The organism is Micromonospora narathiwatensis, from assembly GCF_900089605.1.
GTDB classification, from domain to species: domain Bacteria; phylum Actinomycetota; class Actinomycetes; order Mycobacteriales; family Micromonosporaceae; genus Micromonospora; species Micromonospora narathiwatensis.
This window is the reverse complement of record NZ_LT594324.1, coordinates 4,653,789-4,676,586: the sequence shown is the minus strand read 5'-3', so window position 1 is coordinate 4,676,586 and position 22,798 is coordinate 4,653,789. Positions and strand designations below refer to the sequence as shown.

At 68.6% G+C, this 22,798-nt stretch carries 30 protein-coding genes; all 30 read left to right on the top strand.

Annotated elements, in window-relative coordinates; all coding sequences use genetic code 11:
• Window positions 1-39 precede the first annotated feature (39 nt).
• Window positions 40-3,927 carry a DNA-directed RNA polymerase subunit beta' gene (locus tag GA0070621_RS20300; protein ID WP_091198313.1) on the top strand — a complete coding sequence of 1,296 codons (3,888 nt, stop codon included), beginning with the start codon at window positions 40-42 and terminating at the stop codon, window positions 3,925-3,927.
• Window positions 3,928-4,051: 124 nt separating this feature from the next.
• Entirely contained in the window at window positions 4,052-4,420 is a 369-nt protein-coding gene (locus tag GA0070621_RS20295; protein ID WP_091198310.1) for a hypothetical protein, read from the top strand.
• A 716-nt stretch (window positions 4,421-5,136) separates the two neighbouring features.
• Window positions 5,137-5,508, top strand: coding sequence for a hypothetical protein (locus GA0070621_RS20290; RefSeq protein ID WP_091202650.1), 372 nt, complete (start codon window positions 5,137-5,139; stop codon window positions 5,506-5,508).
• Between the two features lie 533 nt (window positions 5,509-6,041).
• Window positions 6,042-6,416 carry a 30S ribosomal protein S12 gene (gene rpsL / locus GA0070621_RS20285; RefSeq protein ID WP_014440718.1) on the top strand — a complete coding sequence of 125 codons (375 nt, stop codon included), beginning with the start codon at window positions 6,042-6,044 and terminating at the stop codon, window positions 6,414-6,416.
• Between the two features lies 1 nt (window position 6,417).
• Window positions 6,418-6,888 (top strand): 30S ribosomal protein S7, encoded by a 471-nt coding sequence (rpsG, locus tag GA0070621_RS20280; RefSeq protein ID WP_046567226.1) that lies wholly within the window; start codon window positions 6,418-6,420, stop codon window positions 6,886-6,888.
• A gap of 75 nt (window positions 6,889-6,963) precedes the next feature.
• Entirely contained in the window at window positions 6,964-9,060 is a 2,097-nt protein-coding gene (gene fusA, locus GA0070621_RS20275) for an elongation factor G (RefSeq protein WP_091198307.1), read from the top strand.
• Between the two features lie 223 nt (window positions 9,061-9,283).
• Entirely contained in the window at window positions 9,284-10,477 is a 1,194-nt protein-coding gene (gene tuf / locus GA0070621_RS20270) for an elongation factor Tu (protein WP_091198304.1), read from the top strand.
• Window positions 10,478-10,830: 353 nt separating this feature from the next.
• Window positions 10,831-11,139 (top strand): 30S ribosomal protein S10, encoded by a 309-nt coding sequence (gene rpsJ / locus GA0070621_RS20265; protein ID WP_007073037.1) that lies wholly within the window; start codon window positions 10,831-10,833, stop codon window positions 11,137-11,139.
• An 11-nt stretch (window positions 11,140-11,150) separates the two neighbouring features.
• On the top strand, window positions 11,151-11,816 hold the full coding sequence (rplC, locus tag GA0070621_RS20260; protein WP_091198301.1) for a 50S ribosomal protein L3: 666 nt from the start codon (window positions 11,151-11,153) through the stop codon (window positions 11,814-11,816).
• The gene (gene rplD / locus GA0070621_RS20255) at window positions 11,813-12,463 is read left to right on the top strand and encodes a 50S ribosomal protein L4 (protein ID WP_091198298.1); all 651 of its coding nucleotides are present in this window, start codon (window positions 11,813-11,815) and stop codon (window positions 12,461-12,463) included. The genes rplC and rplD overlap by 4 nt, the downstream gene beginning before the upstream one ends.
• Entirely contained in the window at window positions 12,460-12,762 is a 303-nt protein-coding gene (gene rplW / locus GA0070621_RS20250) for a 50S ribosomal protein L23 (protein ID WP_091198295.1), read from the top strand. The genes rplD and rplW overlap by 4 nt, the downstream gene beginning before the upstream one ends.
• Before the next feature lie 12 nt (window positions 12,763-12,774).
• Complete coding sequence (gene rplB, locus GA0070621_RS20245) at window positions 12,775-13,614, top strand: 50S ribosomal protein L2 (protein ID WP_046567215.1); 840 nt, start codon at window positions 12,775-12,777, stop codon at window positions 13,612-13,614.
• 15 nt (window positions 13,615-13,629) lie between these two features.
• Window positions 13,630-13,911, top strand: coding sequence for a 30S ribosomal protein S19 (rpsS, locus tag GA0070621_RS20240; protein ID WP_007073032.1), 282 nt, complete (start codon window positions 13,630-13,632; stop codon window positions 13,909-13,911).
• A 40-nt stretch (window positions 13,912-13,951) separates the two neighbouring features.
• A complete protein-coding gene (gene rplV, locus GA0070621_RS20235) occupies window positions 13,952-14,425 on the top strand; it encodes a 50S ribosomal protein L22 (RefSeq protein WP_091198292.1) in 474 nt (157 codons plus the stop codon).
• Window positions 14,425-15,309 carry a 30S ribosomal protein S3 gene (rpsC, locus tag GA0070621_RS20230; protein WP_091198290.1) on the top strand — a complete coding sequence of 295 codons (885 nt, stop codon included), beginning with the start codon at window positions 14,425-14,427 and terminating at the stop codon, window positions 15,307-15,309. Before rplV ends, rpsC begins: the two co-directional genes overlap by 1 nt.
• Window positions 15,310-15,312: 3 nt before the next feature.
• Window positions 15,313-15,738 (top strand): 50S ribosomal protein L16, encoded by a 426-nt coding sequence (rplP, locus tag GA0070621_RS20225; protein ID WP_073834927.1) that lies wholly within the window; start codon window positions 15,313-15,315, stop codon window positions 15,736-15,738.
• Entirely contained in the window at window positions 15,738-15,974 is a 237-nt protein-coding gene (gene rpmC / locus GA0070621_RS20220; RefSeq protein ID WP_007073028.1) for a 50S ribosomal protein L29, read from the top strand. Before rplP ends, rpmC begins: the two co-directional genes overlap by 1 nt.
• On the top strand, window positions 15,971-16,249 hold the full coding sequence (gene rpsQ, locus GA0070621_RS20215) for a 30S ribosomal protein S17 (protein ID WP_091198287.1): 279 nt from the start codon (window positions 15,971-15,973) through the stop codon (window positions 16,247-16,249). The genes rpmC and rpsQ overlap by 4 nt, the downstream gene beginning before the upstream one ends.
• Before the next feature lie 99 nt (window positions 16,250-16,348).
• Window positions 16,349-16,717 (top strand): 50S ribosomal protein L14, encoded by a 369-nt coding sequence (rplN, locus tag GA0070621_RS20210; protein ID WP_007465279.1) that lies wholly within the window; start codon window positions 16,349-16,351, stop codon window positions 16,715-16,717.
• Window positions 16,714-17,034 (top strand): 50S ribosomal protein L24, encoded by a 321-nt coding sequence (gene rplX / locus GA0070621_RS20205; protein WP_013288626.1) that lies wholly within the window; start codon window positions 16,714-16,716, stop codon window positions 17,032-17,034. Before rplN ends, rplX begins: the two co-directional genes overlap by 4 nt.
• Window positions 17,034-17,603: a 50S ribosomal protein L5 gene (rplE, locus tag GA0070621_RS20200; protein ID WP_091125137.1), complete on the top strand. Its 570-nt coding sequence runs from the start codon at window positions 17,034-17,036 to the stop codon at window positions 17,601-17,603. Before rplX ends, rplE begins: the two co-directional genes overlap by 1 nt.
• A gap of 1 nt (window position 17,604) precedes the next feature.
• Window positions 17,605-17,790, top strand: a complete 186-nt coding sequence (locus GA0070621_RS20195; protein ID WP_007073023.1) for a type Z 30S ribosomal protein S14 — start codon at window positions 17,605-17,607, stop codon at window positions 17,788-17,790.
• A 96-nt stretch (window positions 17,791-17,886) separates the two neighbouring features.
• The gene (gene rpsH / locus GA0070621_RS20190; RefSeq protein WP_013288624.1) at window positions 17,887-18,294 is read left to right on the top strand and encodes a 30S ribosomal protein S8; all 408 of its coding nucleotides are present in this window, start codon (window positions 17,887-17,889) and stop codon (window positions 18,292-18,294) included.
• 16 nt (window positions 18,295-18,310) lie between these two features.
• The gene (gene rplF, locus GA0070621_RS20185; protein ID WP_091198285.1) at window positions 18,311-18,853 is read left to right on the top strand and encodes a 50S ribosomal protein L6; all 543 of its coding nucleotides are present in this window, start codon (window positions 18,311-18,313) and stop codon (window positions 18,851-18,853) included.
• The gene (gene rplR / locus GA0070621_RS20180) at window positions 18,850-19,239 is read left to right on the top strand and encodes a 50S ribosomal protein L18 (RefSeq protein ID WP_091198281.1); all 390 of its coding nucleotides are present in this window, start codon (window positions 18,850-18,852) and stop codon (window positions 19,237-19,239) included. The genes rplF and rplR overlap by 4 nt, the downstream gene beginning before the upstream one ends.
• Window positions 19,240-19,272: 33 nt before the next feature.
• On the top strand, window positions 19,273-19,887 hold the full coding sequence (gene rpsE, locus GA0070621_RS20175) for a 30S ribosomal protein S5 (protein WP_073834922.1): 615 nt from the start codon (window positions 19,273-19,275) through the stop codon (window positions 19,885-19,887).
• Window positions 19,887-20,069: a 50S ribosomal protein L30 gene (rpmD, locus tag GA0070621_RS20170; RefSeq protein ID WP_013473693.1), complete on the top strand. Its 183-nt coding sequence runs from the start codon at window positions 19,887-19,889 to the stop codon at window positions 20,067-20,069. The genes rpsE and rpmD overlap by 1 nt, the downstream gene beginning before the upstream one ends.
• The gene (rplO, locus tag GA0070621_RS20165) at window positions 20,069-20,512 is read left to right on the top strand and encodes a 50S ribosomal protein L15 (protein WP_091198278.1); all 444 of its coding nucleotides are present in this window, start codon (window positions 20,069-20,071) and stop codon (window positions 20,510-20,512) included. Before rpmD ends, rplO begins: the two co-directional genes overlap by 1 nt.
• Window positions 20,513-20,747: 235 nt before the next feature.
• Complete coding sequence (gene secY, locus GA0070621_RS20160) at window positions 20,748-22,076, top strand: preprotein translocase subunit SecY (protein ID WP_091198275.1); 1,329 nt, start codon at window positions 20,748-20,750, stop codon at window positions 22,074-22,076.
• Complete coding sequence (locus GA0070621_RS20155; RefSeq protein WP_091198272.1) at window positions 22,077-22,730, top strand: adenylate kinase; 654 nt, start codon at window positions 22,077-22,079, stop codon at window positions 22,728-22,730.
• The last annotated feature ends 68 nt before the right edge of the window (window positions 22,731-22,798 follow it).

Below are 22,798 nucleotides of genomic sequence, written 5' to 3'. Positions count from 1 at the left end.
GGTTAGCTAGGCAGTACAGACGACGACATAGGGGACATAGTGCTCGACGTCAACTTCTTCGACGAGCTGCGCATCGGCCTCGCCACCGCCGACGACATCCGTCAGTGGTCCCACGGCGAGGTCAAGAAGCCCGAGACCATCAACTACCGCACCCTGAAGCCGGAGAAGGACGGGCTCTTCTGCGAGAAGATCTTCGGTCCGCAGCGGGACTGGGAGTGCTACTGCGGTAAGTACAAGCGGGTCCGCTTCAAGGGCATCATCTGCGAGCGCTGCGGCGTCGAGGTGACCCGCTCCAAGGTTCGCCGGGAGCGGATGGGCCACATCGAGCTGGCCGCTCCGGTGACCCACATCTGGTACTTCAAGGGCGTGCCGAGCCGGCTGGGCTACCTGCTGGACCTCGCCCCGAAGGACCTCGAAAAGATCATCTACTTCGCCTCGTACGTCGTGACGAGCGTGGACGCCGAGGCGCGTCACCGTGACCTCTCGACCATCGAGAACGAGATCCTGGCCGAGAAGCGGCAGGCCGAGAACAGCCGCGACTCGGAGATCGAGAAGCGGGCCGCCAAGCTCGAGGCCGACCTGGCCGAGCTGGAGGCCGAGGGCGCGAAGGCGGACGTCCGGCGCAAGGTCAAGGAGGGCGGAGAGCGCGAGATGCGCCAGATCCGCGACCGGGCCCAGCGCGAGATCGACCGCCTCGACGAGGTCCTCGACACCTTCCGCAAGCTGGAGCCGAAGCAGCTGGTCACCGACGAGCTGCTCTACCGCGAGCTGCGGGACCGTTTCGGCGAGTACTTCACCGGTGCGATGGGTGCCGAGGCCATCAAGGCGCTGGTGCAGAACATGGACCTCGAGGCCGAGGCCGAGAGCCTGCGCGAGACCATCCGCTCCGGCAAGGGCCAGCGGAAGATCCGGGCGCTCAAGCGGCTGAAGGTCGTCGCGGCGTTCCAGAACACCCGCAACTCGCCGCTCGGCATGGTGCTGGACTGCGTCCCGGTCATCCCGCCGGACCTGCGTCCGATGGTGCAGCTCGACGGTGGCCGCTTCGCGACCTCCGACCTGAACGACCTGTACCGCCGGGTGATCAACCGGAACAACCGCCTCAAGCGACTGATCGACCTCGGCGCGCCCGAGATCATCGTCAACAACGAGAAGCGGATGCTCCAGGAGGCCGTCGACGCGCTGTTCGACAACGGCCGCCGTGGTCGGCCGGTCACCGGTCCGGGCAACCGCCCGCTGAAGTCGCTCTCCGACATGCTCAAGGGCAAGCAGGGCCGGTTCCGCCAGAACCTGCTGGGCAAGCGCGTCGACTACTCCGGCCGTTCGGTCATCGTGGTCGGCCCGAAGCTCAAGCTGCACCAGTGCGGCCTGCCCAAGCAGATGGCGCTGGAGCTGTTCAAGCCGTTCGTGATGAAGCGGCTGGTCGACCTCAACCACGCGCAGAACATCAAGTCCGCCAAGCGGATGGTCGAGCGGCAGCGGCCGGTCGTGTGGGACGTGCTGGAGGAGGTCATCGGCGAGCACCCGGTGCTGCTGAACCGGGCGCCGACCCTGCACCGGCTGGGTATCCAGGCCTTCGAGCCGCAGCTGGTCGAGGGCAAGGCCATCCAGATCCACCCGCTGGTCTGCACCGCGTTCAACGCCGACTTCGACGGTGACCAGATGGCGGTCCACGTGCCGCTCTCCGCCGAGGCCCAGGCCGAGGCGCGGATCCTGATGCTGTCGTCGAACAACATCCTCAAGCCGGCCGACGGCAAGCCGGTCACCATGCCCACCCAGGACATGGTCATCGGTCTCTACCACCTCACCCACCTCACCCCGGGTGGGGTGGGCGAGGGCCGGGCGTTCAGCTCGGACGCCGAGGCCCGGATGGCGTACGACAACGGCGAGCTGCACCTGCAGGCCCCGGTCAGGATCCGGCTGCGCGGCATCGTCGGGGTCGACAACGGCGCCGGCGCCGAGCCGTGGGTCGCGCCCGAGGGCTGGGTCGAGGGCGAGCCGGTGACGGTGGAGACCACCCTGGGCCGGGTCCTGTTCAACGAGACGCTGCCGCAGGGCTACCGCTTCGTGAACTACGAGATCCGCAAGGGCCAGCTCTCCGCGATCGTCAACGACCTCGCCGAGCGCTTCCCGAAGGTGGCCCTCGCGGCCACCCTGGACGGGCTCAAGGAGGCCGGTTTCCACTGGGCCACCTGGTCCGGCGTCACCATCGGCATGGAGGACGTCATCGCTCCGCCGCGGAAGCGGGAGATCCTGGAGCGGTACGAGAAGGAAGCCGACCGGATCGACAAGCAGTACCAGCGTGGTCTGATGACCGCCGAGGAGCGCCGCGGCGAGCTCATCGAGATCTGGACCAAGGCGACAAACGAGGTCGCCAAGGAGATGGACACCGCGCTGCCGCAGGAGAACCCGCTGTGGAAGATGATCAACTCGGGTGCCCGCGGTAACCTGCTCCAGCTCCGGCAGATCGCGGCGATCCGTGGTCTGGTGGCCAACCCGAAGGGTGAGATCATCCCGCGGCCCATCAAGGCCTCGTACCGGGAGGGTCTGTCCGTGCTGGAGTACTTCATCTCCACGCACGGCGCCCGGAAGGGTCTCGCGGACACCGCCCTGCGTACCGCCGACTCGGGTTACCTGACCCGGCGTCTGGTGGACGTCTCGCAGGACGTCATCATCCGCGAGGAGGACTGCGGCACCGACCGGGCCATCCCGATGCAGATCGGTCAGCGGCTCGACGGCACTCTCGTCGTGCACGAGCACGCCGAGACCAGCGTGCACGCCCGTACCCTGGCCGACGACATCAAGGGGCCGGACGGCAACCTGGTGGCCGAGCGGGGTCAGGACATCAACTCGATCGGCGTCGACCGGATCGTCGCGGCCGGGGTGGAGACCGTCCGGGTGCGCAGCGTGCTCACCTGCGAGTCGAAGCTGGGCGTCTGCGGTGCGTGCTACGGCCGCTCGCTGCCGACCGGCAAGACCGTGGACGTCGGCGAGGCGGTCGGCATCATCGCCGCCCAGTCGATCGGTGAGCCGGGTACGCAGCTGACGATGCGTACCTTCCACACCGGTGGTGTCGCGGGTGAGGACATCACCCAGGGTCTGCCCCGTGTCCAGGAGATCTTCGAGGCCCGGATCCCGAAGGGTAAGGCGCCCATCGCCGACACCCCGGGTCGGATCCGGATCGAGGACGGCGAGCGGTCGCGGAAGATCATCGTGGTGCCGGACGACGGCAGCGACGAGATCGTCTACGACAAGATCTCCAAGCGGGTCCGGCTGCGGGCTCACGACGGCGACCACGTCGAGGTCGGCGAGAAGCTCACCGAGGGCACCATCGACCCGCACGAGCTGCTGCGCATCCTCGGCCCGCGCGCGGTCCAGGTCCACCTGACCCAGGAGGTCCAGGAGGTCTACCGTTCGCAGGGTGTGCTCATCCACGACAAGCACATCGAGATCATCATCCGCCAGATGCTGAAGCGGGTGACGGTCATCGACTCCGGCTCGACCGAGTTCCTGCCGGGCGTGCTGGTCGACCGGGCGCTCTTCGAGTCGGAGAACCGCCGACTCGTCTCCGAGGGCGGCGAGCCCGCCGCGGGTCGCCCGGTGCTGATGGGTATCACCAAGGCATCGCTGGCCACGGACTCCTGGCTGTCGGCGGCCTCCTTCCAGGAGACCACCCGGGTGCTGACGGACGCGGCGATCCACGCCCGCAGCGACTCGCTGATCGGCCTCAAGGAGAACGTGATCATCGGTAAGCTCATCCCGGCCGGTACGGGCATCAGCAAGTACCGCAACATCCGGGTCGAGCCGACCGAGGAGGCGAAGGCCAAGGTCTACTCGATGACCGGCTACCCGGAGACCGACTACGGCTTCGGGCCGGCCAGCGGCCAGGCGGTGCCGCTGGACGACTTCGACTTCGGGTCGTACCGCTAAGCAACAGCAACGACGAGGCCCCCGGCACCCGCCGGGGGCCTCGTCGCGTCACGGACGGTGGGCGAGGCCGTCGGTGGTCGACACGTGACGGTCAGGGCCGACGTTGTCGGGGCATGATGGGGGCATGACGACCGCGCCCGGGCAGGTGCCCGTCGCCCAGCAGGGGCCGCGCCATCCGTTCGACCCCGAGCCGGTCCGCTCGACGAAGGCCCGTGCGGTCTTCGCCCTGGGGCTGATCGGGGCGTTCACCGGGCTCTTCATCGGCGGGGTGGTGCCGTCGACCATCGCCCTGTGGCTCGCCCGGCAGGCCCGCCGGGAGGCGTACGCCTCGGGTGGGTTCCTGACCGGCGGGGACTGGCTGCGGCGCGGGGAGCAGTTGGCCTGGACCGGCCTGGTCCTGTTCGCGGTCGCGGTGGTCGCGGCCGTGGTGATCGGGGTGGTCCGGCTGGCGGACGCTCCCTTCGGGCACGACTACGCCCCGAACGTCGACTGACCCCGCGGGGGAAGCCGCCCGCGCCCGGCCTCGCCGTCGGGACCCACGACGGTAGCCTGGCCGGTGTCCGCCGCGCGGCGGGCGAGCCACGTCGACAGGAGGCGCTCGTGACGGAACCGGCCCCGCCGCCGGGAGACGATCCGACCCGGTCCGTCACCGGCCCGGACCCCGCCGGGTCGACGCCGGGCAGCGCCCCCGCCGGCCCGTGGGCCACGCCGGGCGGCGCGCACCCGGCACACCCGTCAGGCAACGAGCCCGCCGGGCCCTGGGCCGCGCCGGGGGCCGGGCCGGACGGGGGGCCGAGCGCGCCGCCGGGGATCGCCGGCATGGGGTACGCCCCGCCACCGGTCACCCCGCAGCCCCCGCCGTCCGGGCAGCCCTGGCCGCCGGCCGGCCCGTACCCGCCCGTGGGGCCGGTGTTTCCGGGCGCCTCGCCGGGGCACTCGCCGCCCGGTGTCCCGTCCGGGTACCCGGGGTATTCCGGGCCGGCGCAGCCGGGGCCGTATCCCGGACCGCAGCCGGCCTACGGCGGAGGGTGGGCGGCGCCCGGGGCGTACCCGGGGGGCCAGCCCGCGTCCGGCGGCGGGTGGGCGGCTCCGGGGAGCGCGCCGGCGGGCGGCGGTTGGGCCCCGACGCCGCCGGCCGCTGGCGCCCGACCGGGAGCGGTGCCGGCGCCCCCGCGCGAGGCGCCGCGCCCGCCGCGGCGGGTCGATCCGGTGCCCGGTACCCCGTTCGGCGTGGTCCACCTCGACGTGCCCCCGGTGACCTCGGGGCTCGCCGTCGGGTCGCTGGTGAGCGGGATCGCCTCGATCCTGGTGTCGGTGCTGGTCTTCTGCTTCGGCCTGTCCGGGCCGAGGGCCGGCGGCGCGTGGGCGGCCGGGGCGTTCACCGTGCTCGGTGCGCTCGCCGGCGGCGCCGCGATCGTGGCCGGCCTGCTGGCCCGCCGGCAGATCCGGCGGCCGGCGCCGCCGCCGGCGGTCCGGTTCACCGGGAACGGCCTGGCGGTGACGGGCCTCAGCTGCGGGGGAGTCGGGCTGCTGCTCAGTCTGGTCGGGCTGGCGCTGGCGCTGGCGTTGCAATTCGGGTGACCAAGGTCACCCGAATGGGTGGTACGGCGCCGGGGGCGACCCGCGGCACCTCCCGGTTCCGCGGCCCCGGCGGAACCGGGGCCGCCGGGTCGACCGGTGGGGAAGCCGGTACACTGGTGCTGTAGGTGCCCATCAGGGGCGGGCAGGCAAGACGTGATCGGCCGGTGGACCGCGAGGCGGTTCTCCCGGGCCGCTCGGTTTTGACCTGCGCGGCTGTGGTAGGTACTCTTTCCCCTTGTGCCCGGGCGAGCCCGGGCAATGCGTGCGTGCGCTGGAGCCGGTCCGCCGGTGATCGCGCGGTCGCACGATCAAAGCCAAAGATCCGGCACGTGGAACGTTGTGTGCCGGTGACACACACCGGGTACGACGTGTCAGCGGCGTACCCGGACCGTGATCCGGGCGACACGCCCGACCGCGGGTGCTGGGACCGTCGTCAGGCGGTGCCGGTTGGAATGTAGGAGAGCCGTCCAACAGGCCGGCTAGAGCAGAAGGCGCGGTCGCTTAGCGGCGGCCGAAGGGAGCGGAGAAACCCGGTGCCCACGATCCAGCAGCTGGTCCGCAAGGGCCGCCAGGCAAAGACGAGCAAGACCAAGACCCCGGCGCTGAAGGGTTCCCCTCAGCGGCGCGGCGTGTGCACGCGCGTGTACACCACCACCCCGAAGAAGCCGAACTCGGCGCTGCGCAAGGTCGCTCGTGTCAAGCTCAGCAGCCAGATCGAGGTGACCGCGTACATCCCGGGCGTCGGCCACAACCTGCAGGAGCACTCGATCGTGCTCGTCCGCGGCGGCCGGGTGAAGGACCTCCCCGGTGTGCGGTACAAGATCGTCCGCGGTTCGCTGGACACCCAGGGTGTCCGCAACCGCAAGCAGGCGCGCAGCCGCTACGGCGCCAAGAAGGAGAAGAGCTGACATGCCGCGTAAGGGACCCGCTCCGCGGCGGCCGCTGGTCGCTGACCCGGTGTACAACTCGCCGCTGGTCACCCAGTTGGTGAACAAGATCCTGCTGCGCGGCAAGCGTCAGCTCGCCGAGCGCATCGTGTACGCGGCCCTCGAGGGCTGCCGCGAGAAGTCCGGCACCGACCCGGTCGTCACCCTGAAGCGGGCGATGGACAACGTCAAGCCGACCCTCGAGGTGCGCAGCCGCCGCGTCGGTGGCGCCACCTACCAGGTCCCGGTCGAGGTCCGTCCGGCCCGGGCGACCACCCTGGGTCTGCGCTGGCTGGTCACCTACTCCCGCGCCCGGCGCGAGAAGACCATGGTCGAGCGGCTGATGAACGAGCTGCTGGACGCGAGCAACGGCCTCGGTGCCGCCGTCAAGCGGCGCGAGGACACCCACAAGATGGCCGAGTCCAACAAGGCCTTCGCGCACTACCGCTGGTAACACCCAGGTTCCGGCGCCCACAAGGCGCCGGAACCGCCGCCAGTTGTGTCGAGACGACGATAAGTAGGGATTGAAGTGGCCGCCGCAGACGCGCTCGCCAACGTACGCAACATCGGCATCATGGCGCACATCGATGCCGGTAAGACCACTACCACCGAGCGGATCCTGTTCTACACCGGTATCACCTACAAGATCGGTGAAGTCCACGAGGGCGCTGCCGTCATGGACTGGATGGAGCAGGAGCAGGAGCGCGGTATCACCATCACTTCCGCCGCCACGAAGTGCGAGTGGAAGGGCCACACGATCCAGATCATCGACACGCCCGGCCACGTCGACTTCACGGTCGAGGTGGAGCGGTCGCTGCGGGTGCTGGACGGTGCGGTCGCGGTCTACGACGGCGTCGCCGGCGTGGAGCCGCAGACGGAGAACGTGTGGCGCCAGGCGGACAAGTACAACGTCCCCCGGATGTGCTTCGTCAACAAGCTCGACCGGACCGGTGCCGACTTCTTCCGCTGCGTGCAGATGATGATCGACCGGCTCAACGCGACCCCGCTGGTCCTCCAGATCCCGATCGGCGCCGAGGCCAACTTCATCGGTGTGGTCGACCTGATCGAGATGCGCGCCCTCACCTGGCGCGGCGAGACCCAGAAGGGTGAGGACTACGCGGTCGAGGAGATCCCGGCCGACCTCGCCGACTCCGCCGCCGAGTGGCGCGAGAAGCTGATGGAGACCCTCGCCGACGTCGACGACACGGTGATGGAGAAGTACCTGGAGGGTGAGGAGATCTCCGTCGAGGAGATCAAGGCCGCCATCCGCCGGGCCACCATCGCCGGCAAGGCCAACCCCGTCTTCACCGGCACCGCCTTCAAGAACAAGGGCATCCAGCCCATGCTCGACGCGGTCGTCGCGTACCTGCCGTCGCCGCTGGACATCCCGGCCATCGAGGGCACCGCGACCGACGGCGAGACCCCGATGCAGCGGAAGCCGTCGGTCTCGGAGCCGTTCGCGGCGCTGGCCTTCAAGATCCAGACCGACAAGCACCTGGGCAAGCTCACCTACGTGCGGGTCTACTCGGGCACGATCGAGTCCGGCATGCAGGTGGTCAACTCCACCAAGGACCGCAAGGAACGGATCGGCAAGATCTACCAGATGCACGCCAACAAGCGGGAGGAGCGCAACTCCGCCAAGGCTGGCGACATCATCGCGGTCCAGGGTCTGAAGCAGACCACCACCGGTGACACCCTGTGCGACCCGGCGAACCCGGTCATCCTGGAGTCGATGACCTTCCCGGAGCCGGTCATCGAGGTCGCCATCGAGCCGAAGACCAAGGCCGACCAGGAGAAGCTCAGCACCGCCATCCAGCGGCTGGCCGAGGAGGACCCGACCTTCCGCGTCAAGCTGGACGAGGAGACCGGCCAGACCGTCATCTCCGGCATGGGCGAGCTGCACCTGGACATCCTGGTCGACCGGATGCGCCGCGAGTTCAACGTCGAGGCGAACATCGGCAAGCCGCAGGTGGCGTACCGCGAGACCATCCGCCGCAAGGTGGAGAAGATCGAGTACACCCACAAGAAGCAGACCGGTGGTTCCGGCCAGTACGCCCGCGTGATCGTGAGCATCGAGCCGCTGCCGCTGGACAACGACTCGCCGACCTACGAGTTCGCGAACGCCGTCACCGGTGGCCGTATCCCCCGGGAGTTCATCCCCTCGGTGGACGCGGGTGCCCAGGACGCGATGCAGTACGGCATTCTCGCCGGCTTCCCGCTGGTGGGTGTCAAGCTGACGCTGCTGGACGGCCAGTACCACGAGGTCGACTCGTCGGAAATGGCATTCAAGATCGCCGGCTCGATGGTGATGAAGGAGGCGGCCCGCAAGGCCGACCCCGCGCTGCTCGAGCCGATGATGGCTGTTGAGGTCACCACTCCGGAGGAGAACATGGGTGACGTCATCGGCGACCTCAACTCCCGGCGCGGCATCATCCAGGCGATGGAGGAGCGTCACGGCGCCCGCATCGTCCGGGCCCTGGTGCCGCTGTCGGAGATGTTCGGCTACGTCGGCGACCTGCGGTCGAAGACCCAGGGCCGGGCTAGCTACAGCATGCAGTTCGACTCCTACGCCGAGGTTCCGGCCTCGGTGGCCAAGGAGATCATCGCCAAGGCGACCGGTGAGTGACGCTCGCCTGAGCTGATCCGATGATCCGGGGCCGGCCGCGGGAGGAATCTCCCGCCCGCGGCCACCTCGGTCGGGTTGTGTGAATCCGGGCCTGTAGGCTTCATCGCCGCAGAACCCACAAAGGCTCTCCGGCCGTCAGGCCGGAAAGGCTGTCGACAGAGTCCTAAGCGCCGACCCGGCGCACCGGGGCGAACGAACCAAGAAAGTCCACAGGAGGACACCAGTGGCGAAGGCGAAGTTCGAGCGGACTAAGCCGCACGTCAACATCGGCACCATTGGTCACATCGACCACGGTAAGACGACGCTGACGGCGGCCATCACCAAGGTCCTGCACGACCAGTACCCGGACCTGAACCCGTACACGCCGTTCGACGAGATCGACAAGGCGCCGGAGGAGAAGGCTCGTGGTATCACGATCTCCATCGCGCACGTCGAGTACCAGACCGAGAACCGGCACTACGCGCACGTCGACTGCCCCGGTCACGCCGACTACATCAAGAACATGATCACCGGTGCCGCGCAGATGGACGGCGCGATCCTGGTGGTGGCGGCGACCGACGGCCCGATGCCGCAGACCCGCGAGCACGTGCTGCTGGCCCGTCAGGTCGGTGTGCCGTACATCGTCGTGGCGCTCAACAAGAGCGACATGGTCGACGACGAGGAGCTCCTGGAGCTCGTCGAGCTCGAGGTCCGCGAGCTGCTCTCCTCGCAGGAGTACCCGGGTGACGACCTGCCGGTCGTCCGGGTCTCGGCGCTGAAGGCCCTCGAGGGCGACCCGGAGTGGACCGGCAAGCTCCTGGACCTGATGAACGCCGTCGACACCGCGATCCCGCAGCCGGAGCGCGAGACCGAGAAGCCGTTCCTCATGCCCATCGAGGACGTCTTCACGATCACCGGCCGTGGCACCGTGGTGACCGGCCGCGCCGAGCGTGGCATCCTCAAGCCGAACGAGGAGGTGGAGATCGTCGGCATCCGCGAGAAGTCGATGAAGACCACCTGCACCGGCATCGAGATGTTCCGCAAGCTGCTGGACGAGGCGCGGGCCGGTGAGAACGTCGGTCTGCTCCTGCGCGGTATCAAGCGCGAGGACGTCGAGCGCGGCATGGTCGTCATCAAGCCGGGCACCACGACCCCGCACACGGAGTTCGAGGCGACGGTCTACATCCTCTCCAAGGAGGAGGGTGGCCGCCACACCCCGTTCTTCCAGAACTACCGTCCGCAGTTCTACTTCCGGACCACGGACGTCACCGGCGTCGTCACGCTGCCCGAGGGCACCGAGATGGTCATGCCGGGCGACAACACCACGATGACCGTGAAGCTGATCCAGCCCATCGCGATGGAGGAGAACCTCAAGTTCGCGATCCGGGAGGGTGGCCGTACGGTCGGCGCGGGTCGCGTCACCAAGATCGTCAAGTGAGCTGGGTAACCCCGATTAGCGTCGCCGTCGGTCGTACGGCATACTAGTCAGGTTGCGTAACGACGGTCAGTCGCCTGCGTCCGGTGATGCTGGACCTCCGGGTGACCGACGGTCTCGCGTAGGGTGGTTGGCTGCCCCTGGCGGTCAACCACCCTCGCGCGGCGTTCAGGTCGCGGAAACGCGATCGGCGCCATGACCCACCGCGTGGTCGGAATACCGCTTCGGAGTCCCGGGGCGGAGCCCGGCCCACGGGCGCGACACGCCCGACCGCGGGGGTCGGCGGAAGTGGGCCTGTGCCAGCCGGTGCAGGCGCCCGCAACACAGCGGCATCGAGAGAAGGAACAGAAGCCACCATGGCGGGACAGAAGATCCGCATCCGGCTCAAGGCCTATGACCACGAGGTCGTCGACTCCTCGGCTCGGAAGATCGTCGAGACGGTGACGCGTACCGGGGCGCAGGTCGCTGGCCCGGTGCCGCTGCCCACGGAGATCAACCGTTTCTGCGTTATCCGCTCGCCGCACAAGTACAAGGACTCGCGCGAGCACTTCGAGATGCGTACGCACAAGCGTCTGATCGACATCATCGACCCGACCCCGAAGACGGTCGACTCGCTCATGCGCCTCGACCTGCCGGCTGGCGTCGACATCGAGATCAAGCTGTAGGGACCGGACAAATGGACAGGCAAGTCAAGGGGATCCTGGGCGCAAAGCTCGGCATGACCCAGGTCTGGGACAACAACCGCGTTGTTCCGGTGACCGTGGTTCAGGCCGGCCCGTGCGTCGTGAGCCAGGTTCGTAGCGCCGACAAGGACGGTTACTCCGCGGTCCAGCTGGCGTACGGGGCCATCAATCCGCGCAAGGTCAAGAAGCCGGTCGCCGGGCACTACGCCAAGGCGGATGTCGCGCCGCGCCGGCACATCGTCGAGCTGCGCACCAGCGACGCCGCGGACTACTCGCCGGGCCAGGAGGTCACGGTCGAGGAGTTCCCCGCGGGCGTCGTGATCGACGTCACCGGCAAGACCAAGGGCAAGGGCTACGCCGGCCCGATGAAGCGGCACGGCTTCCACGGTCTGCGCGCCAGCCACGGTGTCGAGCGCAAGCACCGCTCGCCGGGCTCCATCGGCGCCTGCGCGACCCCGGGCCGCGTCTTCAAGGGCACCCGGATGGCCGGTCGGATGGGTGGCGTGCGCTACACCGTCCAGAACCTGACCGTCCAGGCGGTCGACACCGAGAACAACCTCCTGCTCGTCCGTGGCGCCATTCCCGGCCCCAAGGGCGCGCTGGTCCTGGTCCGCACCGCGGCCAAGACCAAGGCGAAGAAGGGCGGTGTGGCCAAGTGACCACCGTTGACGTCCTCAGCGTCGAAGGCACCAAGAGCGGCTCCGTCGAGCTGCCGGCCGACATCTTCGACGCCCAGGCCAACATCGCGCTGATGCACCAGGTCGTGGTGGCTCAGCTCGCGGCGGCCCGGCAGGGCACGCACAAGACGAAGACCCGCGGCGAGGTCTCCGGTGGAGGCAAGAAGCCGTACAAGCAGAAGGGCACCGGTCGTGCCCGCCAGGGCTCGACCCGCGCGCCGCAGTTCGCCGGCGGTGGCGTGGTCCACGGCCCGGTGCCGCGCGACTACAGCCAGCGCACCCCGAAGAAGATGAAGGCCGCCGCCCTGCGTGGCGCCCTCTCCGACCGGGCCCGCGCCGGCCAGGTGCACGTCGTCGAGGCGTTCGTCTCCGGCGAGAAGCCGTCGACCAAGGCCGCCCTGGCCACGCTGGCGAAGCTGACCGACGCCCGGCGCGTCCTGGTCGTGCTGGGCAGCACCGACGAGCTGAACTGGGTGTCGCTGCGCAACGAGCCGCGGGTGCACCTGATCGAGGCCGGCCAGCTCAACACGTACGACGTGCTGGTGGCCGACGACGTGGTCTTCACCAAGGAGGCCCTGGACGAGTTCCTGGGCGTTCCCGCCGAGACCACCGAGGAGGGTGGCAAGTGAGCACGATCGCCGATCCGCGCGACATCATCGTCGCGCCGGTCGTCTCGGAGAAGAGCTACAGCGAGCTGAACCGCAACTGGTACACGTTCCTGGTGCACCCGGACGCGAACAAGACCGCGATCAAGATCGCCATCGAGCAGATCTTCAACGTCCGCGTCCTGACGGTCAACACGCTCAACCGCGAGGGCAAGCGCAAGCGGACCAAGACCGGGTTCGGAAAGCGCAAGGACACCAAGCGGGCGATGGTGAAGCTGGCTGACGGTGACCGTATCGAGGCCTTCGGCGGCCCGGTCAGCTGAGGGGTGTAGACAATGGCTATCCGTAAGTACAAGCCGACGACGCCGGGCCGGCGTGGCTCGAGCGTCGCCGACTTCGCCGAGATCACCCGGTCGACGCCTGAGAAGTCGCTGCTGGCTCCGCTGCCGAAGAAGGGCGGTCGCAACGCCCACGGCCGGATCACCACGCGGCACCACGGCGGCGGTCACAAGCGCCAGTACCGTCTGATCGACTTCAAGCGGGTCGACAAGGACGGCGTGCCGGCGAAGGTCGCCCACATCGAGTACGACCCGAACCGCACCGCGCGTATCGCGCTGCTGCACTACGCCGACGGCGAGAAGCGTTACATCATCGCGCCGAAGGACCTGAAGCAGGGCGACGCGGTCGAGTCGGGCCCGGGCGCCGACATCAAGCCGGGCAACAACCTGCCGCTGCGCAACATCCCGGTCGGTACCACGATCCACAACGTGGAGCTGCGTCCGGGCGGTGGCGCCAAGCTGGCCCGTTCGGCCGGCGTCGGCATCCAGCTGCTCGGCCGTGAGGGCGCGTACGCGACCCTCCGCATGCCGTCCGGTGAGATCCGGCGGGTCGACGTGCGCTGCCGCGCCAGCATCGGCGAGATCGGCAACGCCGACCAGTCGAACATCAACTGGGGTAAGGCCGGCCGGATGCGGTGGAAGGGCAAGCGCCCGACCGTCCGTGGTGTCGCGATGAACCCGGTCGACCACCCGCACGGTGGTGGTGAGGGTAAGACCTCCGGTGGTCGCCACCCGGTCAACCCGCAGGGTAAGCCCGAGGGCCGCACCCGTCGTAAGGGCCAGCCGAGCGACCGGCTGATCGTCCGCCGCCGCTACGCCACCCGCAAGCGCGGCTAACAGGAGAGCTGACAGATGCCTCGCAGCCTGAAGAAGGGCCCGTTCGTCGACGACCACCTGCTCAAGAAGGTGGAGACGCAGAACGACAAGGGCTCGAAGAACGTCATCAAGACCTGGTCGCGGCGCTCGACGATCATTCCCGAGATGCTCGGGCACACGATCGCCGTGCACGACGGACGCAAGCACGTCCCGGTGTTCGTGACCGAGGCCATGGTCGGGCACAAGCTCGGCGAGTTCGCGCTGACCCGTACGTTCAAGGGTCACGAGAAGGACGACCGGAAGAGCCGCCGGCGCTGACGCCGCGGGCATACGGATAGAGGAACAAGGGGTTACAGCGATGCCAGGAAAGGGCGACGCTCCGGTGCTTCCGGGCGCGCGGGCGGTTGCGCGGCACGTGCGCATCTCGCCGATGAAGGCGCGCCGGGTGGTCAACCTCGTCCGCGGCCTGCCCGCGAAGGAGGCGCTCACGGTGCTGCAGTTCGCGCCGCAGGCTGCGAGCGAGCAGGTTTACAAGGTGCTCGCGAGCGCGATCGCCAACGCGGAGAACAACGAGCGGCTGGACCCCGACGCGCTGCTCGTCAGCGAGGCGTTCGTCGACGAGGGCCCGACCATGAAGCGGTTCCAGCCGCGGGCGCAGGGCCGGGCGTACCGGATCCGCAAGCGCACCTGCCACATCACCGTGGCGGTCGAGGCGGTGGCGCCGGCCGCGCCGAAGAAGCCGGCGAAGAAGGCCGAGACGGCGAAGAAGGCCGAGCCTGCGACGCAAGCCGGGGCTGCTGAGGGGCAGAGCACGACGGAGGGTGCCGAGTAATGGGTCAGAAGGTTCACCCGACCGGGTTCCGGCTCGGCATCTCGACCGACTGGAAGTCCCGCTGGTTCGCGGACAAGCTCTACAAGGACTACATCGGCGAGGACGTCAAGATCCGCCGGATGATGTCCAAGGGCCTGGAGCGCGCTGGCATCTCCAAGGTCGACATCGAGCGCACCCGCGACCGGGTCCGCGTCGACATCCACACCGCCCGGCCGGGCATCGTCATCGGCCGTAAGGGTGCGGAGGCCGACCGGATCCGGGGCGAGCTGGAGAAGCTCACCGGCAAGCAGGTTCAGCTGAACATCATCGAGGTGAAGAGCCCCGAGTCGGACGCGCAGCTGGTCGCCCAGGGCGTCGCCGAGCAGTTGTCCAGCCGGGTCAGCTTCCGTCGGGCCATGCGCAAGGCGATGCAGTCCGCGATGAAGAACCCGGTCTGCAAGGGCATCCGGGTGCAGGTCTCGGGCCGTCTCGGCGGCGCCGAGATGAGCCGGACCGAGTTCTACCGCGAGGGCCGGGTTCCGCTGCACACGCTGCGGGCCAACATCGAGTACGGCTTCTTCGAGGCCCGTACCACCTTCGGCCGGATCGGCGTGAAGGTCTGGATCTACAAGGGCGACGCCGTCCCGGGCCGGGAGGCTCCGGCCGAGGCCGGCCCGTCCCGCCCGCGTCGTGACCGCGGCGACCGCCCCGAGCGGCCGCGCCGTGGCCGGTCGGGTTCGTCCGGCACGACCGCCGGTGGCACCGAGGCCGGCCGGGCTGCCGCGACCACCATCGCGCAGCAGGCCGAGACGCCGAGCGGCGAGCCGGTGGACGCCGGTGCTGTCGCTGCGACCGCGTCCGAGCCGGCCGCTACCCAGCCGGCAGAAACGCAGCAGGAGGGCTGACAGATGCTGATGCCGCGCAAGCCCCCGAAGGGCTTCCGCAAGCCGCACCACCCGGACCGCCACGGCGCGTCCAAGGGCGGTAACCGGGTGGTGTTCGGCGAGTTCGGGATCCAGGCTCTCGAGCCGGCGTACGTGACCAACCGCCAGATCGAGTCGGCGCGTATCGCGATGACCCGGCACATCAAGCGTGGTGGCAAGGTCTGGATCACGATCTTCCCGGACCAGGCGCTCACCAAGAAGCCGGCGGAAACCCGCATGGGTTCCGGTAAGGGTTCGCCCGAGTGGTGGGTCGCCAACGTCAAGCCGGGGCGGGTTCTCTTCGAGATGTCCTTCCCGAACGAGCAGATCGCGCGAGAGGCGATGCGTCGCGCGATCCACAAGCTCCCGATGAAGTGCCGCATTGTTACGCGCGAAGTGGGTGAATCCTGATGGCAGCGGGCGTCAAGGCCTCCGAGCTGCGTGAGCTCTCCGAGGAGGAGCTGGTCACGAAGCTGCGTGAGGCGAAGGCGGAGCTGTTCAACCTCCGCGTGCAGGCCGCAACCGGGCAGCTTGACAACAACCGGCGGCTGCAGGTCATCCGTCGGGAGATCGCCCGGATCTACACGATCATGCGTGAGCGTGAGCTGGGTCTCTCGGCCGCGCCGACTGAGGTGACTGCATCATGAGTGAGAACACCACCGCCGCCACCGCGCGGGCCCGCCGCAAGGTGCGTGAGGGCCTCGTGGTCAGCGACAAGATGGAAAAGACCGTCGTGGTCGAGGTCGAGGACCGGGTCAAGCACGCGCTGTACGGCAAGATCATGCGCCGGACCAGCAAGCTGAAGGTGCATGACGAGCAGAACTCGGCCGGCATCGGCGACCGGGTCCTGATCATGGAGACCCGGCCGCTGTCCGCCACCAAGCGGTGGCGGCTCGTGGAGATCCTCGAGAAGGCCAAGTAGCGAAGGCTCGAGCTCGGCCGGCATCGGTCGGGCGCAGGTTCCGCCAGGCTCCGGCCGCCCGCGCGGCGGCCGGAGAACCGGCAGACATAGGAGATAGACGTGATTCAGCAGGAGTCGCGACTGCGCGTCGCCGACAACACGGGTGCCCGGGAGATCCTGTGCATCCGCGTTCTCGGTGGCTCCGGTCGGCGCTACGCGAGCATCGGCGACGTCATCGTGGCCACGGTCAAGGACGCGATCCCCGGTGCCGGTGTGAAGAAGGGCGACGTCGTCAAGGCCGTCGTCGTTCGCACCGCCAAGGAGCGGCGGCGGCCGGACGGCTCGTACATCCGCTTCGACGAGAACGCCGCCGTCATCATCAAGGACGGTGGGGACCCGCGCGGTACCCGTATCTTCGGCCCGGTGGGTCGTGAGCTGCGGGACAAGCGGTTCATGAAGATCATCTCTCTCGCGCCGGAGGTGTTGTGACCGTGAAGGTCAAGAAGGGCGACACGGTCGTCGTCATCGCCGGCAAGGACAAGGGCGCCAAGGGCAAGGTCATCGCGGCCTACCCGCGGCAGGACAAGGTCCTGGTCGAGGGCGTGAACCGGGTCAAGAAGCACACCCGCATCAGCACCACCCAGCGTGGCGCCAAGACCGGTGGCATCGTCACCCAGGAGGCCCCGATCCACGTCTCGAACGTGATGGTCCTGGACTCCGACGGCAAGCCGACCCGCGTCGGTTACCGGATCGACGACAATGGCCAGAAGGTCCGCATCGCGCGTAGCACCGGTAAGGACCTGTGATGACCACGGCTACCGAAACCAAGACCATGCCGCGCCTCAAGGAGCGGTACCGCAGCGAGATCGTGGCCGAGCTGCAGAAGCAGCACAACTACGGCAACCCCATGCAGGTGCCGCGGTTGGTCAAGATCGTCGTCAACATGGGTGTCGGCGAGGCCGCCCGGGACGCCAAGCTGATCGACGGTGCGGTCCGCGACCTGGCCACCATTACCGGCCAGAAGCCGCAGGTGCGGCGGGCGACCAAGTCCATCGCGCAGTTCAAGCTCCGTGAGGGCATGCCGATCGGCGCGAAGGTCACCCTGCGGGGCGACCGGATGTGGGAGTTCCTGGACCGGCTGCTCTCCATCGCGCTGCCGCGTATCCGCGACTTCCGCGGCCTGGACGGGCGCAAGCTCGACGGGCACGGCAACTACACGTTCGGTCTGACCGAGCAGTCGGTGTTCCACGAGATCGACCAGGACAAGATCGATCGCCAGCGGGGCATGGACATCACGGTCGTCACGACCGCCACGACCGACGACGAGGGCCGGGCGCTGCTCAAGCTCCTGGGCTTCCCGTTCAAGGAGAACTGAGATGGCGAAGAAGGCGCTGATCCTCAAGGCGGCCGCGAAGCCGAAGTTCTCGGTTCGCGCGTACACCCGCTGCCAGCGGTGCGGGCGTCCGAAGGCGGTCTACCGCAAGTTCGGTCTCTGCCGGGTGTGCATCCGGGAGATGGCCCACCGCGGTGAGCTGCCCGGCGTGTCCAAGGCTTCCTGGTAATAGCCCGGCGCGCTTCGCGCGTCAGCTGAACTGTCTCTTCGCCGTAGGCCCCGGGCCTGGCCCGGGGAACCGCGGCGAGAAAGGTTGACGAATTTCATGACGATGACCGACCCGATCGCAGACATGCTCACGCGTCTGCGTAACGCCAACCAGGCGTACCACGACCGGGTGACGATGCCGTACTCGAAGATCAAGGCGAACATCGCCGAGGTCCTCAAGGCCGAGGGTTACATCGCCACCTGGTCGGTCGAGGAGCCCGAGGAGGGCGCCGTCGGCAAGCGACTGGTCGTCGAGCTGAAGTACGGCCAGAACCGGGAGCGGAGCCTGGCCGGCATCAAGCGCGTGTCCAAGCCCGGTCTGCGGGTTTACGCCAAGTCGGACGGGCTCCCGCGGGTGCTCGGCGGGCTGGGCGTGGCGATCATTTCGACGTCCCAGGGGCTGCTCACCGACCGGCAGGCCCGCAAGCGGAGCGTTGGCGGGGAAGTCCTCGCCTTCGTCTGGTAACGGGAGACAGGTAGAAATGTCGCGTATTGGACGTAAGTCGATCCCGGTGCCAGCCGGCGTCGATATCACGATCGACGGCCAGACCGTGAAGGTCAAGGGCCCCAAGGGCGAGCTGAGCCACGTGCTGGCCGAGCCGATCACGGCGGAGCGGGGCGAGGACGGCGCGCTGCACGTCAACCGGCCGAACGACGAGCGCAAGGCCAAGGAGCTGCACGGCCTGAGCCGTACGCTGGTGGCCAACATGATCGTCGGGGTGACCGAGGGCTACCGCAAGAGCCTGGAGATCGCCGGCACCGGTTACCGCGTCACGGCCAAGGGCAAGGACCTGGAGTTCGCGCTCGGGTTCTCGCACCCGGTCCTCGTGCCGGCGCCGGACGGCATCACCTTCACGGTCGAGAAGCCGACGCTGTTCCACGTGGCCGGCATCGACAAGCAGCAGGTCGGCGAGGTCGCCGCCAACATCCGGAAGATCCGCCCGCCGGAGCCGTACAAGGGCAAGGGCGTGAAGTACCAGGGCGAGGTCATCCGCCGCAAGGCTGGAAAGGCAGGTAAGAAGTGAGCGCCACGCTGCTCAAGCGCCGCCGCGGCGTCGCCGCCAAGCGTGCCGTCGGGCGTGCGCGTCGGCACTTCCGGGTCCGCAAGAACATCAGCGGCACCACCGAGCGTCCCCGCCTGGTCGTCACCCGCTCGCTGCGGCACATCGTCGCCCAGATCGTGGACGACACCAAGGGTCACACCCTGGCGTCGGCCTCGACCATGGACGCGTCGCTGCGCGGTGCCGAGGGCGACAAGAGCGCCCTGGCCGGCAAGGTCGGCGCCCTGCTCGCCGAGCGGGCCAAGGCCGCCGGCGTCTCGAAGGTCGTCTTCGACCGCGGTGGCAACCGGTACGCGGGGCGGGTCGCCGCGCTTGCCGACGCCGCCCGCGAAGCCGGGCTCGAGTTCTAGAAACCCCGTCACGAGAGAGAAGGAAGGCTGCTGATGCCAGGTCAACAGCGCCGTGGCGGCGGGTCCGGTGGCAACGAGGGTGGTCGCCGCGACAACCGCCGTGAGGGCGGCCGCGGAAACGCGCCCGTCGAGAAGACCCCGCACCTCGAGCGGGTCGTCGCGATCAACCGCGTCGCCAAGGTCGTGAAGGGTGGTCGTCGCTTCAGCTTCACCGCCCTGGTGATCGTGGGCGACGGCGACGGCACCGTCGGCGTGGGCTACGGAAAGGCCAAGGAGGTGCCCGCGGCGATCGCCAAGGGCGTCGAGGAGGCCAAGAAGCACTTCTTCAAGGTGCCGCGGATCGGTGCCTCGATCCCGCACCCGGTGCAGGGCGAGGACGCGGCCGGCGTGGTGCTGCTCAAGCCGGCCTCGGCCGGTACGGGCGTCATCGCCGGTGGTCCGGTGCGTGCCGTCCTGGAGTGCGCGGGCATCCACGACGTGCTCTCCAAGAGCCTCGGCTCGTCCAACCCGATCAACATCGTGCACGCCACGGTGGCGGCCCTGAAGGCGCTTGAGTCGCCGGAGGCGGTCGCGGCCCGTCGTGGTCTGCCGGTCGAGGACGTCGCGCCGGCCGCGATGCTGGCGTCCCGGGCGGGGGTGGCGTCCTGATGGCACGCCTGAAGGTCACCCAGGTCCGGTCCGAGATCGGGACCAAGAAGAACCAGCGTGACTCGCTGCGTTCCCTCGGTCTCAAGCGGATCAACGACGTGGTGGTCAAGGAGGACCGGCCGGAGATCCGCGGCATGATCTTCACGGTCAACCACCTCGTGAAGGTCGAGGAGGTCGAGTAATGACGATCAAGGTCCACCACCTGCGCCCGGCGCCGGGGGCCAAGACCGAGAAGACCCGCGTGGGTCGCGGTGAGGGCTCCAAGGGCAAGACTGCCGGTCGCGGTACCAAGGGTTCCAAGGCCCGGAAGAACATCTCGCCGGCGTTCGAGGGTGGGCAGATGCCCATCCACATGCGCCTGCCGAAGATGAAGGGCTTCAAGAACAAGTTCAAGGTCGTCTTCCAGGTTGTCAACCTGGACCGGCTCGCCGAGCTCTTCCCGAACGGCGGCCAGGTCGGCCCGATCGAGATGGTCGAGGCCGGTGCGGTCCGCAAGGGCCAGCCGGTCAAGGTGCTCGGCACCGGCGACCTCGGCGGCGTGGCTCTCCAGGTGTCGGCGCACGCGTTCAGCGCGTCGGCCAAGGAGAAGATCACCGCTGCCGGTGGCTCCGTCACCGAGCTGTAGGGCATGATCCGTGGCGCCCGCTCAGTCGTCCAAGGCTGGGCGGGCGCCTCGGTCTCCCCGGCGGATGTGCGCCGGGTAACATCGGATTCGTTTTATGTAGCCGGGCACATCTGCCCGGACCGGGATCGGGCTGTTAGAGTCCCTTCCCAGCTATGGATATCGGGCACCTGCCCGGCACCCACCCCACCCCGCCAGGGATCATCACCGGCGGCCCGCCTCGCGCAGGAGGAAGAAGTTGCTGTCCGCCTTTCTCAGTGCGTTCCGTACGCCTGACCTGCGCAAGAAGCTGCTGTTCACAGTAGGCATCATTGCGGTCTACCGGCTCGGCGCCACGCTGCCCAGCCCGGGCGTCTCGTACGGCAACGTGCAGAAGTGCCTCGACGCCATCCAGGGTGGCGGCACCGGCGTGCTGAACCTGCTGGATCTCTTCTCCGGCGGTGCGCTGCTGCAGCTCTCGGTCTTCGCGCTGGGCATCATGCCCTACATCACCGCGTCGATCATCCTGCAGCTGCTGACGGTGGTCATCCCGCGGCTGGAGCAGCTCCGCAAGGAGGGCCAGGCCGGCCAGGCGAAGATCACCCAGTACACCCGGTACCTGACGCTGGGTCTGGGCATCCTGCAGTCCTCCGCGTTCGTGGCGCTGGCCCGCTCCGGGCAGCTCTTCCAGAACCGCTGCGACCAGTGGCCGATCGTCCCCCGGGACACCGGCATCCCGGACTGGCTGACCCTGGGCATCCTGGTCATGACCATGACCGCCGGCACCGGTGTGGTGATGTGGCTCGGTGAGCTGATCACCGACCGCGGCGTCGGCAACGGCATGTCCGTCCTGATCTTCACCTCCATCGCCGCCCGGCTCCCCAGCGAGGGCTGGAAGATCAAGACCACCAAGGGCTGGGGGATGTTCCTCCTCGTCATCGCCCTGGTCCTGCTGGTCATCTGCGCGGTCACCTTCATCGAGCAGGCCCAGCGCCGGATCCCGGTGCAGTACGCCAAGCGCATGATCGGCCGGCGGATGTACGGCGGCACCTCCACCTACATCCCGCTGAAGGTCAACCAGGCCGGTGTGATCCCGGTCATCTTCGCCTCGTCGCTGCTCTACCTGCCGCAGCTCGCGCTCCAGTTCTTCGACCAGAACAACCCGGGCAAGACCCAGGCCTGGATCCAGAACCACATCGTGAAGGCGAGCGCGCCGGAGCACATCGCGATCTACTTCCTGCTGATCATCTTCTTCACGTACTTCTACGTGTCGATCACGTTCAACCCGACCGAGGTCGCGGACAACATGAAGAAGTACGGCGGCTTCGTGCCGGGCATCCGCCCCGGCAAGCCGACCGCCGAGTACCTCGACTTCATCCTCAGCCGGATCACCCTGCCGGGCGCGCTCTACCTGGGCATCATCGCGATCCTGCCGAACTTCTTCTTCATCTGGCTCGACAACCAGCAGTTCCAGAACTTCCCGTTCGGCGGCACCGCTGTGCTCATCATGGTCGGCGTCGGTCTGGAGACCGTGAAGCAGATCGAGAGCCAACTGATGCAGCGGAACTACGAAGGGTTCCTGCGGTAGATGCGACTCGTTCTGGTTGGCCCGCCGGGGGCGGGCAAGGGCACACAGGCGGAGTTCATCGCCGCCCACCTGTCGGTGCCGAAGATCTCGACCGGGGACATCTTCCGGGCGAACGTCTCGCAGGGCACGCAGTTGGGGGTCGAGGCCAAGCGGTACATGGACGCCGGCAAGCTGGTCCCGGACGAGGTCACCATCAACATGGTGCGGGACCGGCTCGCCGAGCCGGACGCCGGCGAGGGCTTCCTTCTCGACGGCTTTCCGCGTACGACGCCCCAGGCCGCCGCGCTGGACAAGCTCCTCGCCGACCTCGGCACCGCGCTGGACCTGGTCCTCGAGCTGGTCGTCGACGACGACGAGGTCATCCGGCGGCTCTCCGGCCGGCGTACGTGCCGTGGCTGCGGCAAGATCTGGCACGTCGAGTTCGACGCCACCACGCGGGAGGGCGTCTGCGACCGCTGCGGCGGCGAGCTGTTCCAGCGGGACGACGACAAGCCGGAGACCATCGCCGCCCGGCTCCGGGAGTACGCCGAGAAGACCGCGCCGCTGGTCGACTACTACGGCGCCCAGGGCAAGCTGGTCGGCATCGACGCGACCGGGCCGGTGGAGGACGTCACCGTCCGCGCCATCGACGCGCTGCGGTCGTACGGCGGCTGACGTCGCGCCGGTCCTCCGGCGGTTAGAGTGCGAACAGCGGGGTACGTGCGGCGTGCCCCGCTGGCCCG

Excerpts from the sequence above, each read along its gene's own strand:
- GA0070621_RS20295 (WP_091198310.1), top strand. The coding sequence starts at position 4,052 with ATGACGACCGCGCCCGGGCAGGTGCCCGTCGCCCAGCAGGGGCCGCGC.
- rpsG (WP_046567226.1), top strand. The coding sequence starts at position 6,418 with ATGCCGCGTAAGGGACCCGCTCCGCGGCGGCCGCTGGTCGCTGACCCG.
- rpsJ (WP_007073037.1), top strand. The coding sequence starts at position 10,831 with ATGGCGGGACAGAAGATCCGCATCCGGCTCAAGGCCTATGACCACGAG.
- rplC (WP_091198301.1), top strand. The coding sequence starts at position 11,151 with ATGGACAGGCAAGTCAAGGGGATCCTGGGCGCAAAGCTCGGCATGACC.
- rplB (WP_046567215.1), top strand. The coding sequence starts at position 12,775 with ATGGCTATCCGTAAGTACAAGCCGACGACGCCGGGCCGGCGTGGCTCG.
- rpsS (WP_007073032.1), top strand. The coding sequence starts at position 13,630 with ATGCCTCGCAGCCTGAAGAAGGGCCCGTTCGTCGACGACCACCTGCTC.
- rplV (WP_091198292.1), top strand. The coding sequence starts at position 13,952 with ATGCCAGGAAAGGGCGACGCTCCGGTGCTTCCGGGCGCGCGGGCGGTT.
- rpsC (WP_091198290.1), top strand. The coding sequence starts at position 14,425 with ATGGGTCAGAAGGTTCACCCGACCGGGTTCCGGCTCGGCATCTCGACC.
- rplP (WP_073834927.1), top strand. The coding sequence starts at position 15,313 with ATGCTGATGCCGCGCAAGCCCCCGAAGGGCTTCCGCAAGCCGCACCAC.
- rpmC (WP_007073028.1), top strand. The coding sequence starts at position 15,738 with ATGGCAGCGGGCGTCAAGGCCTCCGAGCTGCGTGAGCTCTCCGAGGAG.
- rpsQ (WP_091198287.1), top strand. The coding sequence starts at position 15,971 with ATGAGTGAGAACACCACCGCCGCCACCGCGCGGGCCCGCCGCAAGGTG.
- rplE (WP_091125137.1), top strand. The coding sequence starts at position 17,034 with ATGACCACGGCTACCGAAACCAAGACCATGCCGCGCCTCAAGGAGCGG.
- GA0070621_RS20195 (WP_007073023.1), top strand. The coding sequence starts at position 17,605 with ATGGCGAAGAAGGCGCTGATCCTCAAGGCGGCCGCGAAGCCGAAGTTC.
- rpsH (WP_013288624.1), top strand. The coding sequence starts at position 17,887 with ATGACGATGACCGACCCGATCGCAGACATGCTCACGCGTCTGCGTAAC.
- rplF (WP_091198285.1), top strand. The coding sequence starts at position 18,311 with ATGTCGCGTATTGGACGTAAGTCGATCCCGGTGCCAGCCGGCGTCGAT.
- rpsE (WP_073834922.1), top strand. The coding sequence starts at position 19,273 with ATGCCAGGTCAACAGCGCCGTGGCGGCGGGTCCGGTGGCAACGAGGGT.
- rpmD (WP_013473693.1), top strand. The coding sequence starts at position 19,887 with ATGGCACGCCTGAAGGTCACCCAGGTCCGGTCCGAGATCGGGACCAAG.
- rplO (WP_091198278.1), top strand. The coding sequence starts at position 20,069 with ATGACGATCAAGGTCCACCACCTGCGCCCGGCGCCGGGGGCCAAGACC.
- GA0070621_RS20155 (WP_091198272.1), top strand. The coding sequence starts at position 22,077 with ATGCGACTCGTTCTGGTTGGCCCGCCGGGGGCGGGCAAGGGCACACAG.